This is a genomic window from Paenibacillus sp. ALE2 (genome assembly GCF_054113385.1).
In genome coordinates this window covers 2,878,078-2,895,386 of record NZ_CM134213.1, presented here as the reverse complement: position 1 = coordinate 2,895,386, position 17,309 = coordinate 2,878,078, and the positions used below count along the sequence as shown (strand labels likewise).

General features: G+C 46.9%; 18 protein-coding genes and 1 pseudogene. 8 read left to right on the top strand and 11 right to left on the bottom strand.

Features of this window, described 5'->3' with window-relative positions; translation table 11 throughout:
- Positions 1-10: 10 nt before the first annotated feature.
- Positions 11-796, bottom strand: a complete 786-nt coding sequence (locus tag ACXHJ1_RS12670; RefSeq protein ID WP_457904712.1) for a class I SAM-dependent methyltransferase — start codon at positions 794-796, stop codon at positions 11-13.
- A 264-nt stretch (positions 797-1,060) separates the two neighbouring features.
- Here ACXHJ1_RS12670 and ACXHJ1_RS12665 point away from each other — a divergent pair, with 264 nt between their 5' ends.
- Complete coding sequence (locus tag ACXHJ1_RS12665) at positions 1,061-1,939, top strand: DUF72 domain-containing protein (RefSeq protein WP_017427372.1); 879 nt, start codon at positions 1,061-1,063, stop codon at positions 1,937-1,939.
- Here the strand turns inward: ACXHJ1_RS12665 and ACXHJ1_RS12660 are convergent.
- The 5 genes from ACXHJ1_RS12660 to ACXHJ1_RS12640 are packed head-to-tail and all read right to left on the bottom strand — an operon-like array spanning position 1,931 to position 6,971.
- The gene (locus ACXHJ1_RS12660) at positions 1,931-3,046 is read right to left on the bottom strand and encodes a glycosyltransferase (protein ID WP_457904711.1); all 1,116 of its coding nucleotides are present in this window, start codon (positions 3,044-3,046) and stop codon (positions 1,931-1,933) included. The two genes, ACXHJ1_RS12665 and ACXHJ1_RS12660, sit on opposite strands and share 9 nt — an antisense overlap.
- A gap of 18 nt (positions 3,047-3,064) precedes the next feature.
- Complete coding sequence (locus ACXHJ1_RS12655) at positions 3,065-3,919, bottom strand: class I SAM-dependent methyltransferase (protein ID WP_457904710.1); 855 nt, start codon at positions 3,917-3,919, stop codon at positions 3,065-3,067.
- A complete protein-coding gene (locus ACXHJ1_RS12650; RefSeq protein ID WP_457904709.1) occupies positions 3,912-5,261 on the bottom strand; it encodes a nucleotide sugar dehydrogenase in 1,350 nt (449 codons plus the stop codon). Before ACXHJ1_RS12650 ends, ACXHJ1_RS12655 begins: the two co-directional genes overlap by 8 nt.
- A gap of 2 nt (positions 5,262-5,263) precedes the next feature.
- Positions 5,264-6,244: a polysaccharide biosynthesis protein gene (locus ACXHJ1_RS12645; RefSeq protein ID WP_457904708.1), complete on the bottom strand. Its 981-nt coding sequence runs from the start codon at positions 6,242-6,244 to the stop codon at positions 5,264-5,266.
- A gap of 19 nt (positions 6,245-6,263) precedes the next feature.
- Positions 6,264-6,971, bottom strand: a complete 708-nt coding sequence (locus tag ACXHJ1_RS12640) for a glycosyltransferase family A protein (RefSeq protein ID WP_044787357.1) — start codon at positions 6,969-6,971, stop codon at positions 6,264-6,266.
- Positions 6,972-7,185: 214 nt separating this feature from the next.
- Here ACXHJ1_RS12640 and ACXHJ1_RS12635 point away from each other — a divergent pair, with 214 nt between their 5' ends.
- Together ACXHJ1_RS12635 and ACXHJ1_RS12630 are read left to right on the top strand one after the other, a co-directional pair.
- Positions 7,186-7,899 (top strand): GT-D fold domain-containing glycosyltransferase, encoded by a 714-nt coding sequence (locus ACXHJ1_RS12635; RefSeq protein WP_457904707.1) that lies wholly within the window; start codon positions 7,186-7,188, stop codon positions 7,897-7,899.
- Between the two features lie 211 nt (positions 7,900-8,110).
- The gene (locus ACXHJ1_RS12630) at positions 8,111-9,238 is read left to right on the top strand and encodes a GDSL-type esterase/lipase family protein (protein WP_457904706.1); all 1,128 of its coding nucleotides are present in this window, start codon (positions 8,111-8,113) and stop codon (positions 9,236-9,238) included.
- Between the two features lie 219 nt (positions 9,239-9,457).
- On the opposite strand, the gene ACXHJ1_RS12625 is transcribed toward ACXHJ1_RS12630, so the two are convergent.
- Complete coding sequence (locus ACXHJ1_RS12625) at positions 9,458-9,874, bottom strand: hypothetical protein (RefSeq protein WP_019688458.1); 417 nt, start codon at positions 9,872-9,874, stop codon at positions 9,458-9,460.
- Between the two features lie 163 nt (positions 9,875-10,037).
- Between ACXHJ1_RS12625 and ACXHJ1_RS12620 the strand changes: the two genes are divergently transcribed.
- The 5 genes and pseudogenes from ACXHJ1_RS12620 to ACXHJ1_RS12600 all read left to right on the top strand — a co-directional run bounded on the left by ACXHJ1_RS12620 (position 10,038) and on the right by ACXHJ1_RS12600 (position 14,903).
- Entirely contained in the window at positions 10,038-12,017 is a 1,980-nt protein-coding gene (locus ACXHJ1_RS12620; protein WP_457904705.1) for a methyl-accepting chemotaxis protein, read from the top strand.
- A gap of 57 nt (positions 12,018-12,074) precedes the next feature.
- A complete protein-coding gene (locus tag ACXHJ1_RS12615; protein WP_016818514.1) occupies positions 12,075-12,251 on the top strand; it encodes a YjfB family protein in 177 nt (58 codons plus the stop codon).
- Positions 12,252-12,438: 187 nt separating this feature from the next.
- Positions 12,439-13,794, top strand: coding sequence for a dipeptidase (locus ACXHJ1_RS12610; RefSeq protein WP_457904704.1), 1,356 nt, complete (start codon positions 12,439-12,441; stop codon positions 13,792-13,794).
- Positions 13,795-14,015: 221 nt separating this feature from the next.
- A pseudogene (locus ACXHJ1_RS12605) lies at positions 14,016-14,135 on the top strand (rRNA (guanine-N1)-methyltransferase); the annotation flags it as partial.
- A gap of 102 nt (positions 14,136-14,237) precedes the next feature.
- A complete protein-coding gene (locus tag ACXHJ1_RS12600; protein WP_457906180.1) occupies positions 14,238-14,903 on the top strand; it encodes a methyltransferase domain-containing protein in 666 nt (221 codons plus the stop codon).
- 70 nt (positions 14,904-14,973) lie between these two features.
- Here the strand turns inward: ACXHJ1_RS12600 and ACXHJ1_RS12595 are convergent, their stop codons facing one another.
- The 4 genes from ACXHJ1_RS12595 to ACXHJ1_RS12580 all read right to left on the bottom strand — a co-directional run bounded on the left by ACXHJ1_RS12595 (position 14,974) and on the right by ACXHJ1_RS12580 (position 17,256).
- Positions 14,974-15,360: a hypothetical protein gene (locus tag ACXHJ1_RS12595; RefSeq protein ID WP_457904703.1), complete on the bottom strand. Its 387-nt coding sequence runs from the start codon at positions 15,358-15,360 to the stop codon at positions 14,974-14,976.
- Positions 15,361-15,516: 156 nt separating this feature from the next.
- A complete protein-coding gene (locus ACXHJ1_RS12590; protein ID WP_013372771.1) occupies positions 15,517-16,008 on the bottom strand; it encodes a hypothetical protein in 492 nt (163 codons plus the stop codon).
- Between the two features lie 166 nt (positions 16,009-16,174).
- A complete protein-coding gene (locus ACXHJ1_RS12585; protein ID WP_016818510.1) occupies positions 16,175-16,657 on the bottom strand; it encodes a hypothetical protein in 483 nt (160 codons plus the stop codon).
- Between the two features lie 371 nt (positions 16,658-17,028).
- Positions 17,029-17,256: a helix-turn-helix domain-containing protein gene (locus ACXHJ1_RS12580; RefSeq protein ID WP_013372773.1), complete on the bottom strand. Its 228-nt coding sequence runs from the start codon at positions 17,254-17,256 to the stop codon at positions 17,029-17,031.
- Positions 17,257-17,309: the final 53 nt, after the last annotated feature.

Genomic DNA, 17,309 nt, shown 5'->3' with positions numbered 1-17,309 from the left:
GCCTTCTGTTTCAAGCCCGCACACCGACAAAAATCATTCGGGGCGAAGCATCTTCTATATATTGATCTTCATCATAACTTCCGTGCACCTGCTCTACGGATAGCCCGGCTTGTTCTAGCAATCCACGGAACTTTTCATACGGATATAGCTTTACTCGCTCATAGTACACACGCGCAGGTTGTGCGTCAGCATGAGTGGCATCCAGCTCAGAGGCTGCTTCTGTGGTCGTCACAGATGCGGCTGATCGGATGGCAATTTGCTTTTTCACAAATCCATCTTCAATGACCCGATGCTCCTCAATCCAATTTCCCTCATCCTCCCGGGACGAATGCGGTACCAAATGTGCAGCTACGTAGGAAGGGTTCAAATAATCTATAATAAAACGACCTCCCGGTTTCAACAGCCGATAAATTTCCTTTAATACCTTAAGCTGCTCCTCATCCTTCTCAAAATAACCAAAGGAGGTAAACAAATTGACCACCGCATCAAAGCTTTCATCCAGCGGCACCGCTCTCATATCCCCTTGATGCCAGCTTACCCGCCCTTCGGAATCCGCCGCATGCGCCTCTCTCAGCAGTACATTGGACAGGTCCACACCCGTCACCTTATACCCTGCATCGGCGAGCGCAAGCGAATGACGTCCCATCCCGCAGCATAAATCCAATACGCTGGAACCTTGCGGTAATTTGAGCCAGGAGATCATTTTTTGCACTTCCTGATAGGCTCCCTGAAAGTCGCGATGCTTGTATACCAATAAATAATCTTCCCCAAAGCTTTGCTCGTACCATTCTGCCATATCGTTTCTCCTCCATGAACTCATTTCGCTCTATTACATACTATATTAGCTTTTTCAAACTGGAAACTCAAAAACATTACGAATAAGCATTTTGCAAAAGCACCAAGCTTCCTGACATGAGAGCATGTTACAATAACCGTATTTGAGCTTAAATAATCATAGGAACTTCATACCCACTTCATGTGATTGATCCCATTTTATCATTAAAATGAATCATGGGAATGCCTTTAGAGAGGTTTCATGCAGGAAAGGAGCGGTAAAGTTATGATTCAAATTGGACTGACGGGTTGGGGCGATCACGATGACTTGTATCCAACGGGCACTAAAGCTAACCAAAAACTAAGTGTCTATGGAAGCCATTTTCCCGTAGTAGAGATGGATAGTTCTTTTTATGCGGTACAGCCTACGGATCGTATGGCACGCTGGGCGACGGAAACTCCAGACTCCTTTTCATTTCTCGTCAAGGCCTATCAAGGCATGACCGGCCATACCCGCGGCAAACAGCCTTACTTCAAAACCATTGATGCGATGTATGAAGCGTTGCACGCATCCATACTGCCTCTTCGCGAAGCGGGCAAGCTTAAAGCCGTGCTGTTTCAATACCCGCCCTGGTTCGACTGTACACGTGAGAATGTCGCCATATTGCGAGACACGAAAAATAGGATGGGAGAGGTCCCATCCGTACTTGAATTCAGACATCAAAGCTGGTTCACACCAGAATTTCGGAAGCAAACGCTGGCATTTATGCGTGAAGAAGGCTGGATACATAGCGTATGCGACGAGCCGCAGGCAGGCCCCGGGTCAGTTCCCATTGTACCGCTGGCTACAGACAGCAACCTGACCATTGTACGTCTCCACGGACGGAACATATCAGGCTGGAATCAAAGCTCGGCACCTAATTGGCGGGAGGTTCGTTATCTGTATCGGTACAATGAACAAGAATTGACCGAATGGAAAGACAGATTGCTGGAACTGGAGCAGCAAAGCCGTGAGGTATGCGTTATATTCAACAACAACTCAGGTGGAGACGCCGCTGTCAACGCCAAGCAACTCATGACCATCCTGGGCATGGAGCCTAGACCTTTTCCACCTCGCAAGCCACCTGAAGCGGATCAAGGGCCGGAACAGCTTGAGCTATTTTGACGACCGGGCTGTGGGTGAAAGTTTGGGCATAGCCTCTCTGAGCTTGCGTTCGTTATCCAGCAAATGCGGGTCATCTGGCAAATAACGTAAAGCGACTTGGTTGTGCTCATATGAAGCTTCCAGCTTACCTACATGGGCGTAGCAATGACTGAGTCGTACATGAGGTAACCAAGAGTAGCATGGCAGTGGGACAGGTCTCATACCAGGAAGGTGATGCTGTTGCTCCGATGCTCTTTCATACCAGTATGCGGCAGTACTCCATTCATTTCTTGTGAAAAACCAGTCCCCGATCATGCAGCACAGGTCTGCTTGCGGTACCCCGTATCGAAAAGAGCGTAACAAACGATCCAGCTGTTGTTCGGGCTTTCCGAGATGGAGATAGCATTCAGCCGCTCGCGCACAAGCAGTAATGCGATCCTCCCGGTAGCCGCTCGGCTCCTCCAGCAGATGGTCGAAGCCCTCTGCGGCCTCGGCATATTCCTTACGGTCAAAGCATTCATTGGCGTGAAAATACAGCAGACGCCCTTCCAGCTTGCCGCTTTCGCTGATCCACCGGGCGAGAATACGCTGGTTACGGATCGTATGGTCTTGCATTCGGCGATGTGTCACTGCCACATCCCAATGCACGATTTGCCCCTGAGGTATCACCAGATCCTCATGCAGACGCCCTTCCCAGCGGTATTGTCGCTCCCGCTTCACAAGGCGAATACGGCGTGAGCTGAACAACGGTTCACCCCGCTCACCCTCTGCCAAGTGAAGTGGCATCACCACCGCGTCGATATTTTCGGACAAACGCTGTTTTAAGGAACGAAGACGTTCACGATCGGGTTCCAGCAGCACATCATCCGCATCCAGCCACATGATATAGGAACACGTTGCCTTGTCAAACGATTCATTACGAGCGGCGGCAAAATCGTCCTTCCATTCAAACGTATATATCCGATCCGTATAGCGGGCTGCTATCGTCTTCGTCTCATCCGTTGATCCTGTGTCCACAATGATGATTTCATTCATCAGGTCTGCGACCGAATCCAGACACCGGGACAGTGTTAACGCCTCATTTTTTACGATCATGCACAAGCTGAGGGTCATTGGATGCTCAGTCATCACTTCACGTCATCCCCTTTACCGTTGGCTGACTCTTCCGTTGTTTTTCCGGTAGGACTTGCCATCAGTATATGCACCTCTCCTCTCAGCCTGCGCCTTGTCTATCTGTTCGACATGCGTAACCCTTTCCAACGGCAAAAGTTGTTCCTCCAGTTGCCGGATTCGCTGTACCGCCTTGTCGAGTGCGGCCTTTCGCTGATTCATTTTGCGAACATGCTGCTGCTCCACCAGGCAAAACTGCTCCTCATCCAGTTTCATCCACTCATTCAGTTGCTCTGCCCCTGGCTTGGCCTCACGCAGCTCTTTCGGCTTCTTGCGACCTGCAAAGCACAAATATTTATGATGCACCTCCAGCGTTTGTTCTATAAAGTAAGGGTACAGCACACGGGAGAGACTTCCGGCATAGTAAGTCCGTTTGTGATCGTGAAACGGATGATATCCATAAGGTACAGACAGGACGAGCGTCCCCTTTTTATTCAACAGGCGGTAAGCATGAGCCAGCAGAGTGTCGGGATGCGCAAAATGTTCCAAAATCTCTCCTAAAATAATAGTGTCAAATCCGCCGGGAGGACGTTCAAATTGTGAAATGTCCTTTAACTGAAAGTGGACTCGTCTCCTGACGGGTGCAGATTCCTGTCGAAGCTCTTTTTTTGCATACGAAATGCTGCCCTCTTCCAAATCAATGGCCGTTACCTCAAAGCCTTCCCGCGCGAGCAAAATGGACGTTATCCCCTGACTGCATCCAACATCTAGCACGGTACGTCCCTGTACATGGCGGCAAATCCAATGAATTCGATTGCGGGTGGCTTCATGGGATTCCTCCGAATTGATCTGCCCGTAATAACGTTCGTTTACCTGATCACGGTTAGCCAACAGCGGCGCCCCCTCCGTCACCGGGTTGCCCCAAGATCACGACATGTCCACCTGTGCAGTGTGCAGTCGCATTACGTGTGTCGAAGACCAGCGGAGCATGGTCAACCAACTGTTGGTAGTTCACCACAGAATGGTCTGTCGTGATGACTACGATATCTGCACTTTCCCACAGCTGGGCATTTGCCGTCCGAGATGGAATTTCTTCACCTTTCAGCTTAAAACCCGATACATACGGGTCGGTGAAGCTAACCGAAGCGCCCATTTTAGTTAGATGCTCGAACAAGACAAGCGCTGGGGATTCGCGAACATCATCAATGTCCTTTTTGTAGGCCACACCTGCCAGAATAATATTGGCCTTGTTTATGGCTTTCCCTTCCTGAGCGAGCATGGATTCGATTCGCTCCGCGATATACAGCGGCATACGCCGATTCATGCGGTCTGCCAGATCTACGAATTCCAGCGGAAAACCGTGCTGTTCCGATTTCCACGACAGATATAGCGGATCAACCGGGATACAGTGTCCCCCAATGCCTGGTCCTGGATAGAAAGGCATGTAGCCGAACGGCTTGGTTGCCGCTGCATCCAGTACCTCCCATATATTGATGCCAATTTTCTCACACGCCGCTGTCAGCTCATTGACCATTCCAATGTTGACACTGCGAAACGTATTCTCAAACAGCTTGGCGGCTTCAGCCACAGTTGTCGAGCTAACCGGAACAATCTGATCCAAAAAGGATCCGTAAAAACCTGCTCCTGCTGCCAGACAATCCGGTGTGCAACCGCCGATCACCTTAGGGGTGTTGCGAATGTTAAAATGGACGCTGCCCGGATCGACACGTTCCGGTGAAAAGCACACATAAAAATCCTTACCCACTGTCCATTCCCTGCGCTGCTCTATCACGGGCCGAATCAGTTCTTCGGTCGTTCCCGGATAGGTGGTACTTTCCAGAATCAACAGCGTTTGTCTACGCAAATGAGGTATGGCCTGATCAATGGCTGTCTCAATATAGGACGTATCTGGTTGATGTCCGTCCGTTAGCGGCGTAGGCACACAAATCACGACGATATCCGCATGCTCCAGCACCTTGATATCCGTAACTGGATGCAATTGCTGCCCGATCAGACCTTTCAATGCATCATCGCCAATGTCTATGATGTACGACTTTCCTTGAAGTAGCTTGGCTACTTTGACGGGATCGGAATCCACGCCATATACATCATAACCGGCCTTTGCCATTTCCACTGCCATGGGCAGCCCTACATAACCGAGGCCGATCACTGCCACCTTTACCGTTCCTTTTGTGATTTTTTCCATAAGCTGCAAAATACCCACCTCTTTCATCGTTACTCCATACCTTGCAGTAACTCAGCAATTCCAGCGCGATCCATTAACTCATCGTCCGAGCGATATTGTTCGAAGCTCACCCGCTTCAATCCACCATATTGGCTCAGTAAGCGCTCGTCTGCTTGCTGGGGAAGAATAACAAAATAACGATCGTCATAGCGATACGTGTGCGGCACCTCATAGGGTGAAATCAGCACCTCATGCAGCTTTTCCCCACCACGTATACCAATTTCCTTCACTTTTAACTTAGGCTGCCCCGCCTGTTCCTTCATCACTTCTGCCAAATCCGAAATATTGCAACCCTTCATTTTCATAACTAGCGTCTCTCCACCAATCGCCGTAACAGAAGCCTTTAGCAGCAAGCCAATCGCCTCTCCGAGCGTGAGGAAGAAACGTGTCATATCTGGGCTCGTCAACGTTAAATCCTGTCCTTCCGCGATCTGGCGTTTGAACAGAGGCACGACACTTCCACTCGTTCCGAGCACGTTGCCGCCGCGAATACACACAAAGCGAGTACGCTCACTTAAGGCGTTGGCGCGGATCATCAATCTTTCGCCAATCGCCTTCGTCATGCCATATACATTCACCGGGTCTACCGCCTTGTCTGTAGAGACATCAATGACCTTGGCGACTCCCTGCTCTATGCTCGCCCGAATCACATTTTCCGTACCATGTACATTCGTCTTGAAAGCCTCTTCCGGCTGCTTCTCACACACAGGAACATGCTTTAATGCCGCCAAATGGAACACATAATCTATCCCGCGACAAGCCTCCTGCAATGCCTGAAGGTCCCGAATATCTCCAATCATGAAATTCAGCCGGGGATCAGACTGGAATTGCCGCTGCATGGCAATCTGTGCAAATTCACCGCGTGAAAAAATACGAATTTCCGCTGGTCCCTCCTTCAGCAATTCAGCCGTCAGGCGTTGCCCCCAAGATCCCGTTCCTCCGGTCACCAGCAGTTTTTTTCCTTTGAACAATATAATCTCCTCCTGACCGTTACGAATTGGCAATGCCTGTGCCCAAAAATTCAGCCAGCACCGCGTTCATTTCATTTTCTGAGAGTCGATCCTTTGCCGGCACCTTTTTCACCGATGTATTGGCGGCATGAATGACATTCACATAGTTGCGAAGCGGAATCACCTCATGCGGCAGCTCCGTTACATATCCGTGTGTGCCTTTCCCAGGAATAACGACACGGTAATCATTCAGAAATTCCCCTACTTGATAGCGGAACACATAAAAGGAAGGCGAGTGGTGAAACACAGGTGCCATCTGCCCCTCAACCGCATCCCACAAGTAACCCATTTGATTTACCAGCGCAACCGTATCCGGTTGAAACTTGTAATCATGCAACTGTTGTACAAAGGATTGGTGATACAAATCGTCGGAATCTATTCGAGCAATAAGCAGTTCGTCCGCTCCTTCGATGTACGCATTGATACGACGTTTACTTTCGATGCTCGTACCAAAACGGATGTGCTCAGGAATGGGCTCCCGTTGGGCCAGTTCCTCTTCCACAATGTCGCTGCATCCACCCGCCAGCTTGACGACAGATAAAAAATCCGTATTTGTCTGATTGAGCAGACTACGCAGCGTAAAGGTTCTGAATATATCCAGTCGCTCGCTGATCCACTCACGTGTCAGGCGGTTTGGATTCATCCCATAGTTATTAAAATTAATTTCAATCACAATCTTGCGATTCATTGATCTTCCTCCCTTTCATCCGTCTTCTCTCAAGTTATGAAGACGCTTCTGAAACGGCACGTACAGATGCAACAACTCTCGCAAAAATAGGTAGAATCGAAAAAGAATAGCCGTTCATACAAAAACCTTTTAACTTTCGACATATGATAGAATACGAAGTTTTTTGCTCTATTTGAAAAGTTGAACAAGCAGGACTGACAGGAGGAAACAAGATATGACGGATTCAAAGTATCTGGAGATTGACGAGGTATTGAAACGTTTGAAGCTGGCACTCGATCAGCACCAGCCCTTCTCGCTCATACGTATTGGAGATGGCGAAAATTTGGTATTGGCTCAAGACACCGTCTGGCCGATGGAAAAGGTGTTACAGGAACGCTGGGCGGTCAAAGCCAATCTCGGCCAAAAGGGGCTGTTTCTGCCTAATACGGACCTACGAGACGCAGTGGCACTGGCAGTGAGCAAAGCCAGCGTCGCAGGCATTTTGCCATATGATGACGAATCTATTAAAGCACCCTCTTATATGAAGCGGGAGCTGACCGATCAGGTCTTTGCTCACTATGCTCTTTCCCCTGCGCTGACTTGCCATGCCTGCCTGAATCGATATTTGGCGGAGACACCCGCATTCTGGGACATCCTAAAAAATCGACGCATTCTGCTGGTGACCCGGACGGCCGCTGAAGTAAAGCCTGTTCTTGAAGCCAAGCCGTACGGGCTGCATATCGCTCACACGCTCGCATTTCATCAATATGAACAGATGCCGGAAACACTCGAATGGATCGCAGCACACAAAGATGACTTTGATATTGCGCTGTTCTCTTGTGGTGTCAATGCAGTGGTATTGGCGCAAAAAACAGCAGAATTAACTGGCAAAGTAGGTATAGACTTCGGCAAAGCGGTTAACATTGTCATGTTCGGCAAAGCGAATTAAAGAATAAAGGTAATAGTCTGAAAAGAATCAACTTCGTTATTGGGGCTCCGTATATCAAAAAAAGCATCAGCAAAATGAAACCTGCTGGTGCTTTTTGCTATCCATTGCTGTTCTAAACTTACTTAAAAATAGATTTGAGATTCCCTGTCACTTCTTTTACAATATTACAGAAACTAGCATTCATTCGAGATTATGAGGAGGATGTTTGAATATGTCGCATAACAAGAGATTGAAGACATTTCCACTTGCAAAAGCAAAGCATGTAAAGATTCATGGCCGAACTACGCCAACACTTACACCTCTTACTCTATTTTGGACAGGCAGCGGCATTGAATTAAATATGAAAGGCTCAGAGCTATGGATTGAAATAGAAGCCGATTATCAGGTGTATGAGCCCTGGATCAGTATTGTCATCAATGGTGTCCCGATGAGTCGCCTGATGGTGACCGCTGGTCGGCATTGGATCTGTCTTTTGAGAGGGTTGAACTCTGACACGGTCAAAAATGTCCGTATCGTCAAGGATGTCCAGCCTATGAGCTCGGACCCGCGCTGCTTGTTGCAAATTCATGCGCTGAAGGTTGACGGAGAATTGCTGCCGGTCCCTAATAAGCCCCTCAAAGTAGAGTTTATCGGGGACAGTATTACTTCGGGAGAAGGAACGATTGGAGCGAAGGAGGAGACAGACTGGGTTCCTATGCTATTCACAGCCCTAAGCAATTATACAGCTATAACAGCCGAGGCACTGAATGCGGATTACCGAGTGTTCTCACAAAGCGGATGGGGTGTGCTAACCAGCTGGGATAACAATCCACATGGGAACATACCGGCATATTATGAGCAGATATGTAGTGTGCTCACCGGAGAGAGAAATGAAGCATTAGGGGCATTTGCCGATCATGATTTTACCTCTTGGCAACCAGACGTGGTCGTAGTGAACTTAGGGACTAATGACGGTGGGGCATTCTATTCTCCAGCATGGACAGACCCAGTAAGTGGAAAAGTGTACAAGCAACGTTTGAACGAGGACGGCACATTCAATGAAGAAGACGTACAAGCTTTTGAAAACGCTACCGAACGCTTTCTTGTCAAGCTTCGGAATTGCAATCCTACTGCCCATATTGTGTGGGCCTATGGGATGCTTGGTACTCCGATGATGTCAGCGATCTATCGGGCGGTCGATGCGTACAAGAATAAAACGAGGGATCGCAGTGTGTCCGTATTCCAACTGCCTAACACGACAGAAGCAACGATAGGATCCCGCAGCCATCCCGGACTCCTCGCCCATACCAAAGCGGCAGATGAGCTGACTCAGTATTTGCGAGAAATTTTAAAAAATTAGCAGCCGGAAAAATGAAAATCAACTCTGTTGTACACACCATGAAGTAATCCAACAACCAGATCATTTATGTTCTCGGTGTTGTTAAGGAGCACAGCCACAAACCTGCGGCAAATGTCTGCCTCAGGCTGTGGCTGCTAGGCTTGGAGCGTGGCCGCCTAATCATAGGAAAACCATGAACAGGCGCGAGCTCTGAACCGGAGAATACTTGTATGATATATTTTACAAAAACGGAGTTGAAGCGATGCCCGTGAATACCTCAGGACCATTGCGAACAGTGGTCGATACACCCGAAATATAAGAAGAATATACCGTTTGTATGGCCCAGGGAGCGGACAGATCCTGTGCATTAAAAGCTTGCGTTTCATTAGATCCTGTCACGCCTAATACCCCCTCGGCGCGGTAGACTACCTCGTTCGGATCATAGTCGGCTCCACGTACGATTTCCACCGTATACGTATCACCAAGCTCACCGATCAGACCAATCGAACCACTAAAAGTCACAATCGGACTCGGCACAAGAAAGGTTCGCAGCGTAATCATACCGAATCGCTCTGGTACTGGACCCAATTGAATATCGGGACCCTCCCCTGTTTTTGATGAACTGGTGGAGCTTCTCATATCCAGAAAAAAACCCATACCTAATCCCTCCAAGTTGCATGATACTCCATGCTATGCAAGCAATTCTTTGGCGTATTGGACAAATTAGTAATAAATCTATCAATTCAGCTCGAAAAAACCGATAGTAAATACATATGGTATAAGCTTTAGAATGAATATATAGATAGAAAGCAGGGGTTTGATGAAACAACTGAAACGACTGAAAACATTAACACTACGCAAGAAATTGACAGCGGCATTCCTGCTGGTCATGCTTGTTCCTAGTATCATTGTGGGCTCTTTCTCTTATCAGGCAGCATATAACCAGACAGATCGCCAATTACAGGACAGTGCGACATCTAGCGTTACTGCATCTGATCGCGCAGTTACTCAAACGATTCAAGCCAAACTCGCCGATCTCGAATATTACTCCACAACATTGACAGCTAGTGATAACAGTGCTGAAGCAGATGATGCCATTCTAAAAAGATTACAAGTGTATTTGAAAATGCATGCGGAAGTTGTTGATATGTTTGTAGGAACTCCCGAAGGTAAACTCATTATCGGCAAAGCCGTAGGCTCCACTAACGATCCACGGGAGCGTCCGTGGTATAAACAGGCCATGGAGAAACCCGGTCAAACCGTAATCAGCCCTGTCGGGCTCAATACGGCCAAGGTCCCCGTTGTGTATATTTCACGTACACTTCCCGACAACAGCGGTGTTCTCGGTCTTTCTCTGAATTTGAATAATTTAAAAGAAATCACAAAGCTAAGAATCGGACAAAATGGCTATATTGTGATATTTGATAGTACCAAACGTATCGTTACTCACCCGACAGAAGTCAGCGGGAGTACCGAAATGGGAGAAAAAACGCCTCAATTGTTTGCCTCCAAGGAGGGTAGCTTCGATTACAATGCTGCTGGTGTAGCTAAACATCTGATTTTCAAAACCAATGAGTTGACAGGCTGGAAAATTGCCGGAACGATGGACAAATCAGAAACCCGTGCCTCCGCCCAACCTATTCTTCTCACGACAATCGTAGTGTTGGTCATTGCAGCCATCATCATTGGTGTGCTCGCAATGTGGCTGATCAACAGTATCCTTAAACCCATCCATAGATTGCGTAATTCTATGGATGCTATCAGCCAAGGTAATCTATCGATTAATGTGGCTACGAACAGCACAGATGAAATTGGCGAGTTATCAAGATATTTCCAACAAATGGTGGATAACCTGCGTAACATGATTAGAGAAATTCAAGCAATGACAGGTAATTTGTCAGCATCCTCGCAAGAACTTGCCGCAGGTGCAGAACAAACGACCCGTGCCATCGAGCATGTGACCATAGCCATTCAAGATGTCGCTGCCGGCAGCGAACGTCAGGTGGACAGTGCTAAAGATAATCAGAAACGAGTTAGCGGCATGTCTGCTGACATTACAGCTATGACCGACACCATGGCAGAAATGACCACTTATTCCGCCCAAGCTATTCAGGCGTCGGATGCAGGCAGTGAGCATATCGGCAACAGTGTCATCTCCATCGATGGAATTCGCACTACCGTGGAAGAGCTCGATACGATTGTCAGCGCTTTGAGTGACCGTTCCGGACGAATCGGAACGATTGTCACCGTCATTACGGAAATTGCTAGCCAGACGAATCTGCTCGCACTGAACGCTTCTATAGAAGCAGCACGAGCTGGGGAGCATGGCAAAGGTTTTGCTGTCGTAGCAACAGAGGTCCGCAAGCTGGCTGAAAACTCAGCTTATTCCGCACAGCAAATTCGTGAACAGATTCAAGGGATACAGAGCGGTGTATCTGAAGCCCTGGTCGCTATGGAATCTGCCAAGGAACGCGTAACGGAAGGTATCAATTCCATTGATCTATCCGGTCGCTCCTTCTCGCGCATCCGTAGAGCAGTAGCCAAATCAGCGAAGCAGCTCGATAACGTGGCCGCTTCTACCGCGGGAGTTGCCAATGGAACGAATGCAGTCGTTAGCAGCATGGAGGAAATTACACGCATCGCTGAAGAAGCAGCATCTCATACAGAGACCGTGTCCGCAGCCGCAGAGGAACAGCTCGCCTCCATGGAAGAGATCGGTTCGTCTGCCGCAGATTTGACCCGTCTGGCAGAGCAGCTTCAAGATTTACTGACACAATTCCAATTGGATGAAACAAAATAACCATTCCTACCGATAAATACAGAGAAAGCGAATTTTCAAAATGAAGGAGGATGGAACATGGATATCGCAGCATTATCCACAGGTATGAGTCAGGCCAGCTTGGCTCAAGCCGTAAGTGTGAAGGTATTGGGTATGGCTAAGGATCAGGCCAGTGAACAAGGACAGGCTTTGGTACAGATGATGGAAAAAAGCGTACAACCGCATCTTGGGGGTCATCTGGACATCCGGGCATAAGTACATCCTATTCATGATGAAAGGCGATTCTACTCAGGTCTGTACAGACCCGGGCAGAATCGTTTTTTTTCTCCCTATTTTTCGTTCAGCATAAAACGTAGTAAACTAGACATATCGTCCACAACCTCGGTTCGGAGGATAGCGCAATATAAACACGATTTACATTTAAAAGGAGGATACATAGTTTATGAGTTATACTGAATATTTTGAAAAAGCCAGAGAACAACAAGTGGGCGAACTACAGGAATGGCTGTCCATTCCGAGTATCTCCGCATTATCGGAGCACAAAAAAGACATTAACCAAGCAGCCGAATGGCTGGCGGCCAAACTGACTGCTGCAGGCTTGGAAAACGTTGAAATTATCCCGACCAAAGGCCACCCGCTTGTGTACGCAGACCATTTGCATGCACCTGGCAAACCAACCATCCTTGTGTATGGACACTATGATGTGCAACCTGTGGACCCGCTTCACCTGTGGGAAACGCCACCGTTTGAGCCATCCATTCGCGATGGAAAATTGTATGCGCGCGGAGCGACAGACGATAAGGGGCAAGTTTTCTTGCACATTAAGGCGGTTGAGGCCATTTTGAAGCAGGAAGGCAAATTGCCGATGAACATCAAGTTTTGCATTGAAGGCGAGGAAGAAGTGTCCAGTCCGAACCTGCTTGAGTTTTTGCACACCGGCGCTGAACGCCTAGCAGCTGATGCTGTACTGGTGTCTGACACCTCTCTGATCGAAAAAGGGAAGCCTGCGATTTGCACAGGTTTGCGCGGACTGTGCTCACTGGAAGTCGCCATTCACACGGCGAACACGGATCTGCATTCCGGCTCCTTCGGTGGCGGCGTGCCGAATGCCCTGCATGCTTTGGTGTCCCTGTTGGCAACCCTGCATGATGACAAAGGCCGCGTTAGCGTCGAAGGATTTTACAACGATGTTGCTCCATTATCGGCAGAGATGAGAGAAGAATTTGCGAAGCAAGGCTTCAATGAGAGCAAGCTGCAAGAAGATCTTGCACTTGATTCGCTCTATGGCGAAGAAGAGTTTAGCTTCGTCGAGCGTGTTGGGGCTCGTCCTACACTGGAACTGAACGGCGTATATGGCGGCTTCCAGGGTGAAGGTACGAAAACGGTCATTCCGAAGGAAGCTCACGCTAAGATCACATGCCGCTTGGTGGCTAATCAGAATCCGCAAGATATTCTGGACAAAATCGAGCGCCATTTACGCGCACACGTTCAAGCAGGAGCTACCCTGGATATTCAACAAGGTGAAAAAGCAAACGCCTTTAACATCGACCCGTCACATGCGTTTTTACAAGCAGCAGCGGATGCCTTTGAGAAAGTATACGGTGTACGTGCCCTATTTACCAAGGATGGAGGCTCCATTCCGATCGTGGAAACCTTCTCCCGTGTGCTGAGTGCTCCAGTTGTATTGATGGGCTTCGGCTTGCCAGATGAAAACCTGCATGCACCAAACGAGCATTTTAATTTGGAGAATTTCGACAAGGGTCTGCTGACGATTGTGGAGTTTTTGAAATCTGTGTAAGCATATGACAACTTCTAATGGCTAAGTTACAATAGAGAGGGCGAAAGCCCTTTCTATTTTTTTAGAGGAGCGCTGCACAATATGATTATTCAGTTCATTCGTTTACGGTAATGTGAGGTACAGTTCATGAAAACTCAATCATTTTTTCGAAAAATGGGTTGGGTTTTATTTGGCTGTGCCTTTTTTCATTCACCCAATACGAATGAACGAGGTGCTTTTCTATGTCCAAATGGAATAAACACGAGATGAAGGCTAGCCTGATCAGGAAGCATCAACATCTTTTTAGTTGTCCTGTATGTTCTCAACCCATGCGTATGGTGGAAGGTAAAAGCCTCCCATGTATGAATCAGCATTGCTATGATCTTTCAAAACACGGGTATTTACATTTAGCCGCCCGATCCCATAAAACCAAATATGATAAACAACTATTTAACTCCAGAAGAATGATGTGCAATAGTGGATTTTTTGATCCTTTAAATGAAGCCATAAGCAGCACCATGATGAAGTTTATGAAGCCACAGTTCGATCAAAAATCACATCTGTACTTGCTGGATGCAGGTTGCGGGGAAGGTTCCCCTTCGAGCCACATTCAGGATAAGCTTACCTGGAAGGGAATCACCGAGCTTACAAGCGTAGGTATGGACCTGTCTAAAGAAGGTATTGTGGCCGCAGCCAAAGCATATCCTCATGCCCTCTGGTGTGTTGCCGATTTGGCTCATTGCCCATTTGCAAATCAACAATTTGACGGTATACTCAATATTTTATCCCCTTCCAATTATGCTGAATTTAAAAGGATTCTTTCGGAGGATGGCTGCATTCTAAAGGTCATTCCCGAACCATATTATCTTCAGGAATTGAGATGCTTGTATGAACAGAAAAAGCCAACTTATTCAAATGACAATATATTAAGCCGGTTTAAAGATAGCTTTAATCTTCTATCCGCCGAACGAGTAACCTATCGCTTTATGCTAAATGCCGACCTTGTGGAGCCTTTGCTCCATATGACTCCCTTATCGTGGGGAGCTACGGAAGCAGACTGGCAGCGAATGCAGGAAATAGATTTACCGTATGTCACCGTAGATTTACTCATCTTATGTGGTAAAAAATAACATACCAAAAAGCATTCACAGCATGTGATTACTCATGCTCGTGAATGCTTTTTTTCGTTAATGCCGTCGCTTAAGGAAAACGAGTGTAGCGCAACAGGTGAACCAGCCGATTCAGCCGTTCTATCTCCCGATCCAGCTCATGCAGTGTCTGCCCCGCCAAAGCAGCGTTCGCTCTCCGATCACGTAGCGGATTTATTTTTCGGCCAATGAGTTTCAGTACGGTGGCCTTCCCCATGTTATTCACCACCACATATTGCGTTAGCGGATCAAGCTCAATCCACAATACATGGTGCTGTTGAAAAAACAACAGTAATTGCTTTTTTAACTCATCCAGCTCATGAGGCTCACCTGCAATTTGCGGCTGATGATGAAAAGCCACATAGCCCATCACACGCAGGTCACTTATGATTTGTTCCAAATGAAGCGTTTCGTTTATGTACACATTGTTCGTGCTCATGCGATTTCTTGCACCATTCGTACGATTTTCCCGGATGACGTTCACCCCCTGACTATCGTTTATTTTAAGGTTTATCTTTCCCCTTTTTCACTGTAGCGCAATCGGTTTTAAAAAATCAGAACGTATACAAACCTTACGAACAAAAAAACAACCGGCTTATACGCCAGTTGTTTCCCGTTCCACAAAATACTTATTGGTCATATAATGAGCCTTGCCTCTGGAAGTATCAACCATTCCCTTTTTGTTGTCGAGAAAAACAATCTCCCGGCATTTGGTGCAGTACCACTTGGTCCGCTTGAAAGGGGATTCTGTTACATACGATGTACCACATTTGCAATCTACTTTAATTAAGGTTTCTGTTGATTTGTAAGCTTGAGACAGCTCTCTTAAGCCAGTATCCGGCTGTTGAATCGGGATAATGACCTCCTGATAGCTTGAATACTGATTGTGCACTTTAAAGTCAGCCACCAGTTCCGCATGCAGTCCAAAGTACTCTTTGCCAATCTCGGTTACAAATTTCTTGCCGATTCTGTAACACTCAAGCCATTCCTGTATCTGTTGATTAGACAAAGGCACCGTGCCCTTGATACCACTATTTAATGTGTAAGTCATGATGTATAAAGTATCATCTTGTCTATGTCCGTACATGAGAAGCCTCCTTATAATACACTTGATAATGTACTACAAAGCGTACAAAACATCAATTTTATTATTTGGCAAAAGATATAGTAGCATTTCCAAGTATGGATTTAATATATGGTTAAAAGCATATAAAGACGCATGCGAGTCTGTTAGAAAAGCAACTGACAATCTGTCAGTTGCTTTGTCTTTCTACATAGTATTTGTTGGTCATGTACCAGGCCTTGCCTGTATTCGTATCCACCATGCCCTTTTTACGATCCAGGAACACAATATTGTTGCATTCCTTGCATGACCACTTGGTTCTCTTATGAGGTGATTCTTCTATGTAGGAAGCACCACATTTACATTCTACCTGAATTAATGTTTTATACTGACTATACGCTTCTACCAGTGGGTCCAGATCTACAGCTTTACGTTCCATTACAGGCTGTATCATGGATATGTGTTCTCTCTGCTCCGAGTATTCATTATGTACCTTGAAATCTGCTACCAACTCAGGGTTTAAACCAAAATATTGTTTGCCCACAACTGTTACAAATTTGCTGCCGATTCGATATGCTTTAATCCATTCCTGCACCTGTTTACTGGATAGGTCGACTGTTCCCTTTATACCGCTGTTCAGCGTGTAAGTCATTGAGTGTTGGTTGGGTGTCATATGTCTTATCGTTCACCTCCGATCAAGAATATACCACAGGTAGTCCTAAGCAAAAACCCGATTCAACTTCCATCCTGTCGTCATGCTAATTTGTATTTCATTCTTAGACTATCACCAGATGCATTTCTATCTAAATACAACTTTGTGGTACAGCTTCCACCTCAATTATTCATATAACTAATTGGAAAACGCATGGTATTTTCTTCCTTATCTATATAGTACACCACTTATACACAAATTCCCACATATTTCAGCGGTTTAATCGTTTTTTTCGTCATATCCTCAGCATGATCAAAACAAAAGCCTTCCCGACCACCCTTCATTGTTGAAGGATCATCGAGAAGACTTTGTACCCCGCAAGGAACGAGAGGTCAGATTTTTAATTCGCCAAGCCTGATTAATTCTACGACCGCCTGTGAACGACCTTTTACGTTCAGTTTCTGCATTACGTTGGAAATATGGTTACGCACCGTCTTCTCACTAATAAATAGTTGTCCGGCGATGTCACGCGTTGTTTTGTCCTGCACGAGCAGTTCAAATACTTCACGTTCACGGTGAGTTAACAAAAACTTGTTTTTCTGGTCGTTACCCTTCGTCAATTTCACCCCTCCTTGCTCGGGTTTTGTGTGGTGTAACAAGGTTAAGGGATACA

Coding starts and splice junctions, on each gene's coding strand:
- ACXHJ1_RS12670 (WP_457904712.1), bottom strand. CDS start 796: ATGGCAGAATGGTACGAGCAAAGCTTTGGGGAAGATTATTTATTGGTA.
- ACXHJ1_RS12665 (WP_017427372.1), top strand. CDS start 1,061: ATGATTCAAATTGGACTGACGGGTTGGGGCGATCACGATGACTTGTAT.
- ACXHJ1_RS12660 (WP_457904711.1), bottom strand. CDS start 3,046: ATGACTGAGCATCCAATGACCCTCAGCTTGTGCATGATCGTAAAAAAT.
- ACXHJ1_RS12650 (WP_457904709.1), bottom strand. CDS start 5,261: ATGAAAGAGGTGGGTATTTTGCAGCTTATGGAAAAAATCACAAAAGGA.
- ACXHJ1_RS12640 (WP_044787357.1), bottom strand. CDS start 6,971: ATGAATCGCAAGATTGTGATTGAAATTAATTTTAATAACTATGGGATG.
- ACXHJ1_RS12635 (WP_457904707.1), top strand. CDS start 7,186: ATGACGGATTCAAAGTATCTGGAGATTGACGAGGTATTGAAACGTTTG.
- ACXHJ1_RS12630 (WP_457904706.1), top strand. CDS start 8,111: ATGTCGCATAACAAGAGATTGAAGACATTTCCACTTGCAAAAGCAAAG.
- ACXHJ1_RS12625 (WP_019688458.1), bottom strand. CDS start 9,874: ATGGGTTTTTTTCTGGATATGAGAAGCTCCACCAGTTCATCAAAAACA.
- ACXHJ1_RS12620 (WP_457904705.1), top strand. CDS start 10,038: ATGAAACAACTGAAACGACTGAAAACATTAACACTACGCAAGAAATTG.
- ACXHJ1_RS12615 (WP_016818514.1), top strand. CDS start 12,075: ATGGATATCGCAGCATTATCCACAGGTATGAGTCAGGCCAGCTTGGCT.
- ACXHJ1_RS12610 (WP_457904704.1), top strand. CDS start 12,439: ATGAGTTATACTGAATATTTTGAAAAAGCCAGAGAACAACAAGTGGGC.
- ACXHJ1_RS12600 (WP_457906180.1), top strand. CDS start 14,238: ATGATGTGCAATAGTGGATTTTTTGATCCTTTAAATGAAGCCATAAGC.
- ACXHJ1_RS12595 (WP_457904703.1), bottom strand. CDS start 15,360: ATGAGCACGAACAATGTGTACATAAACGAAACGCTTCATTTGGAACAA.
- ACXHJ1_RS12590 (WP_013372771.1), bottom strand. CDS start 16,008: ATGTACGGACATAGACAAGATGATACTTTATACATCATGACTTACACA.
- ACXHJ1_RS12585 (WP_016818510.1), bottom strand. CDS start 16,657: ATGACACCCAACCAACACTCAATGACTTACACGCTGAACAGCGGTATA.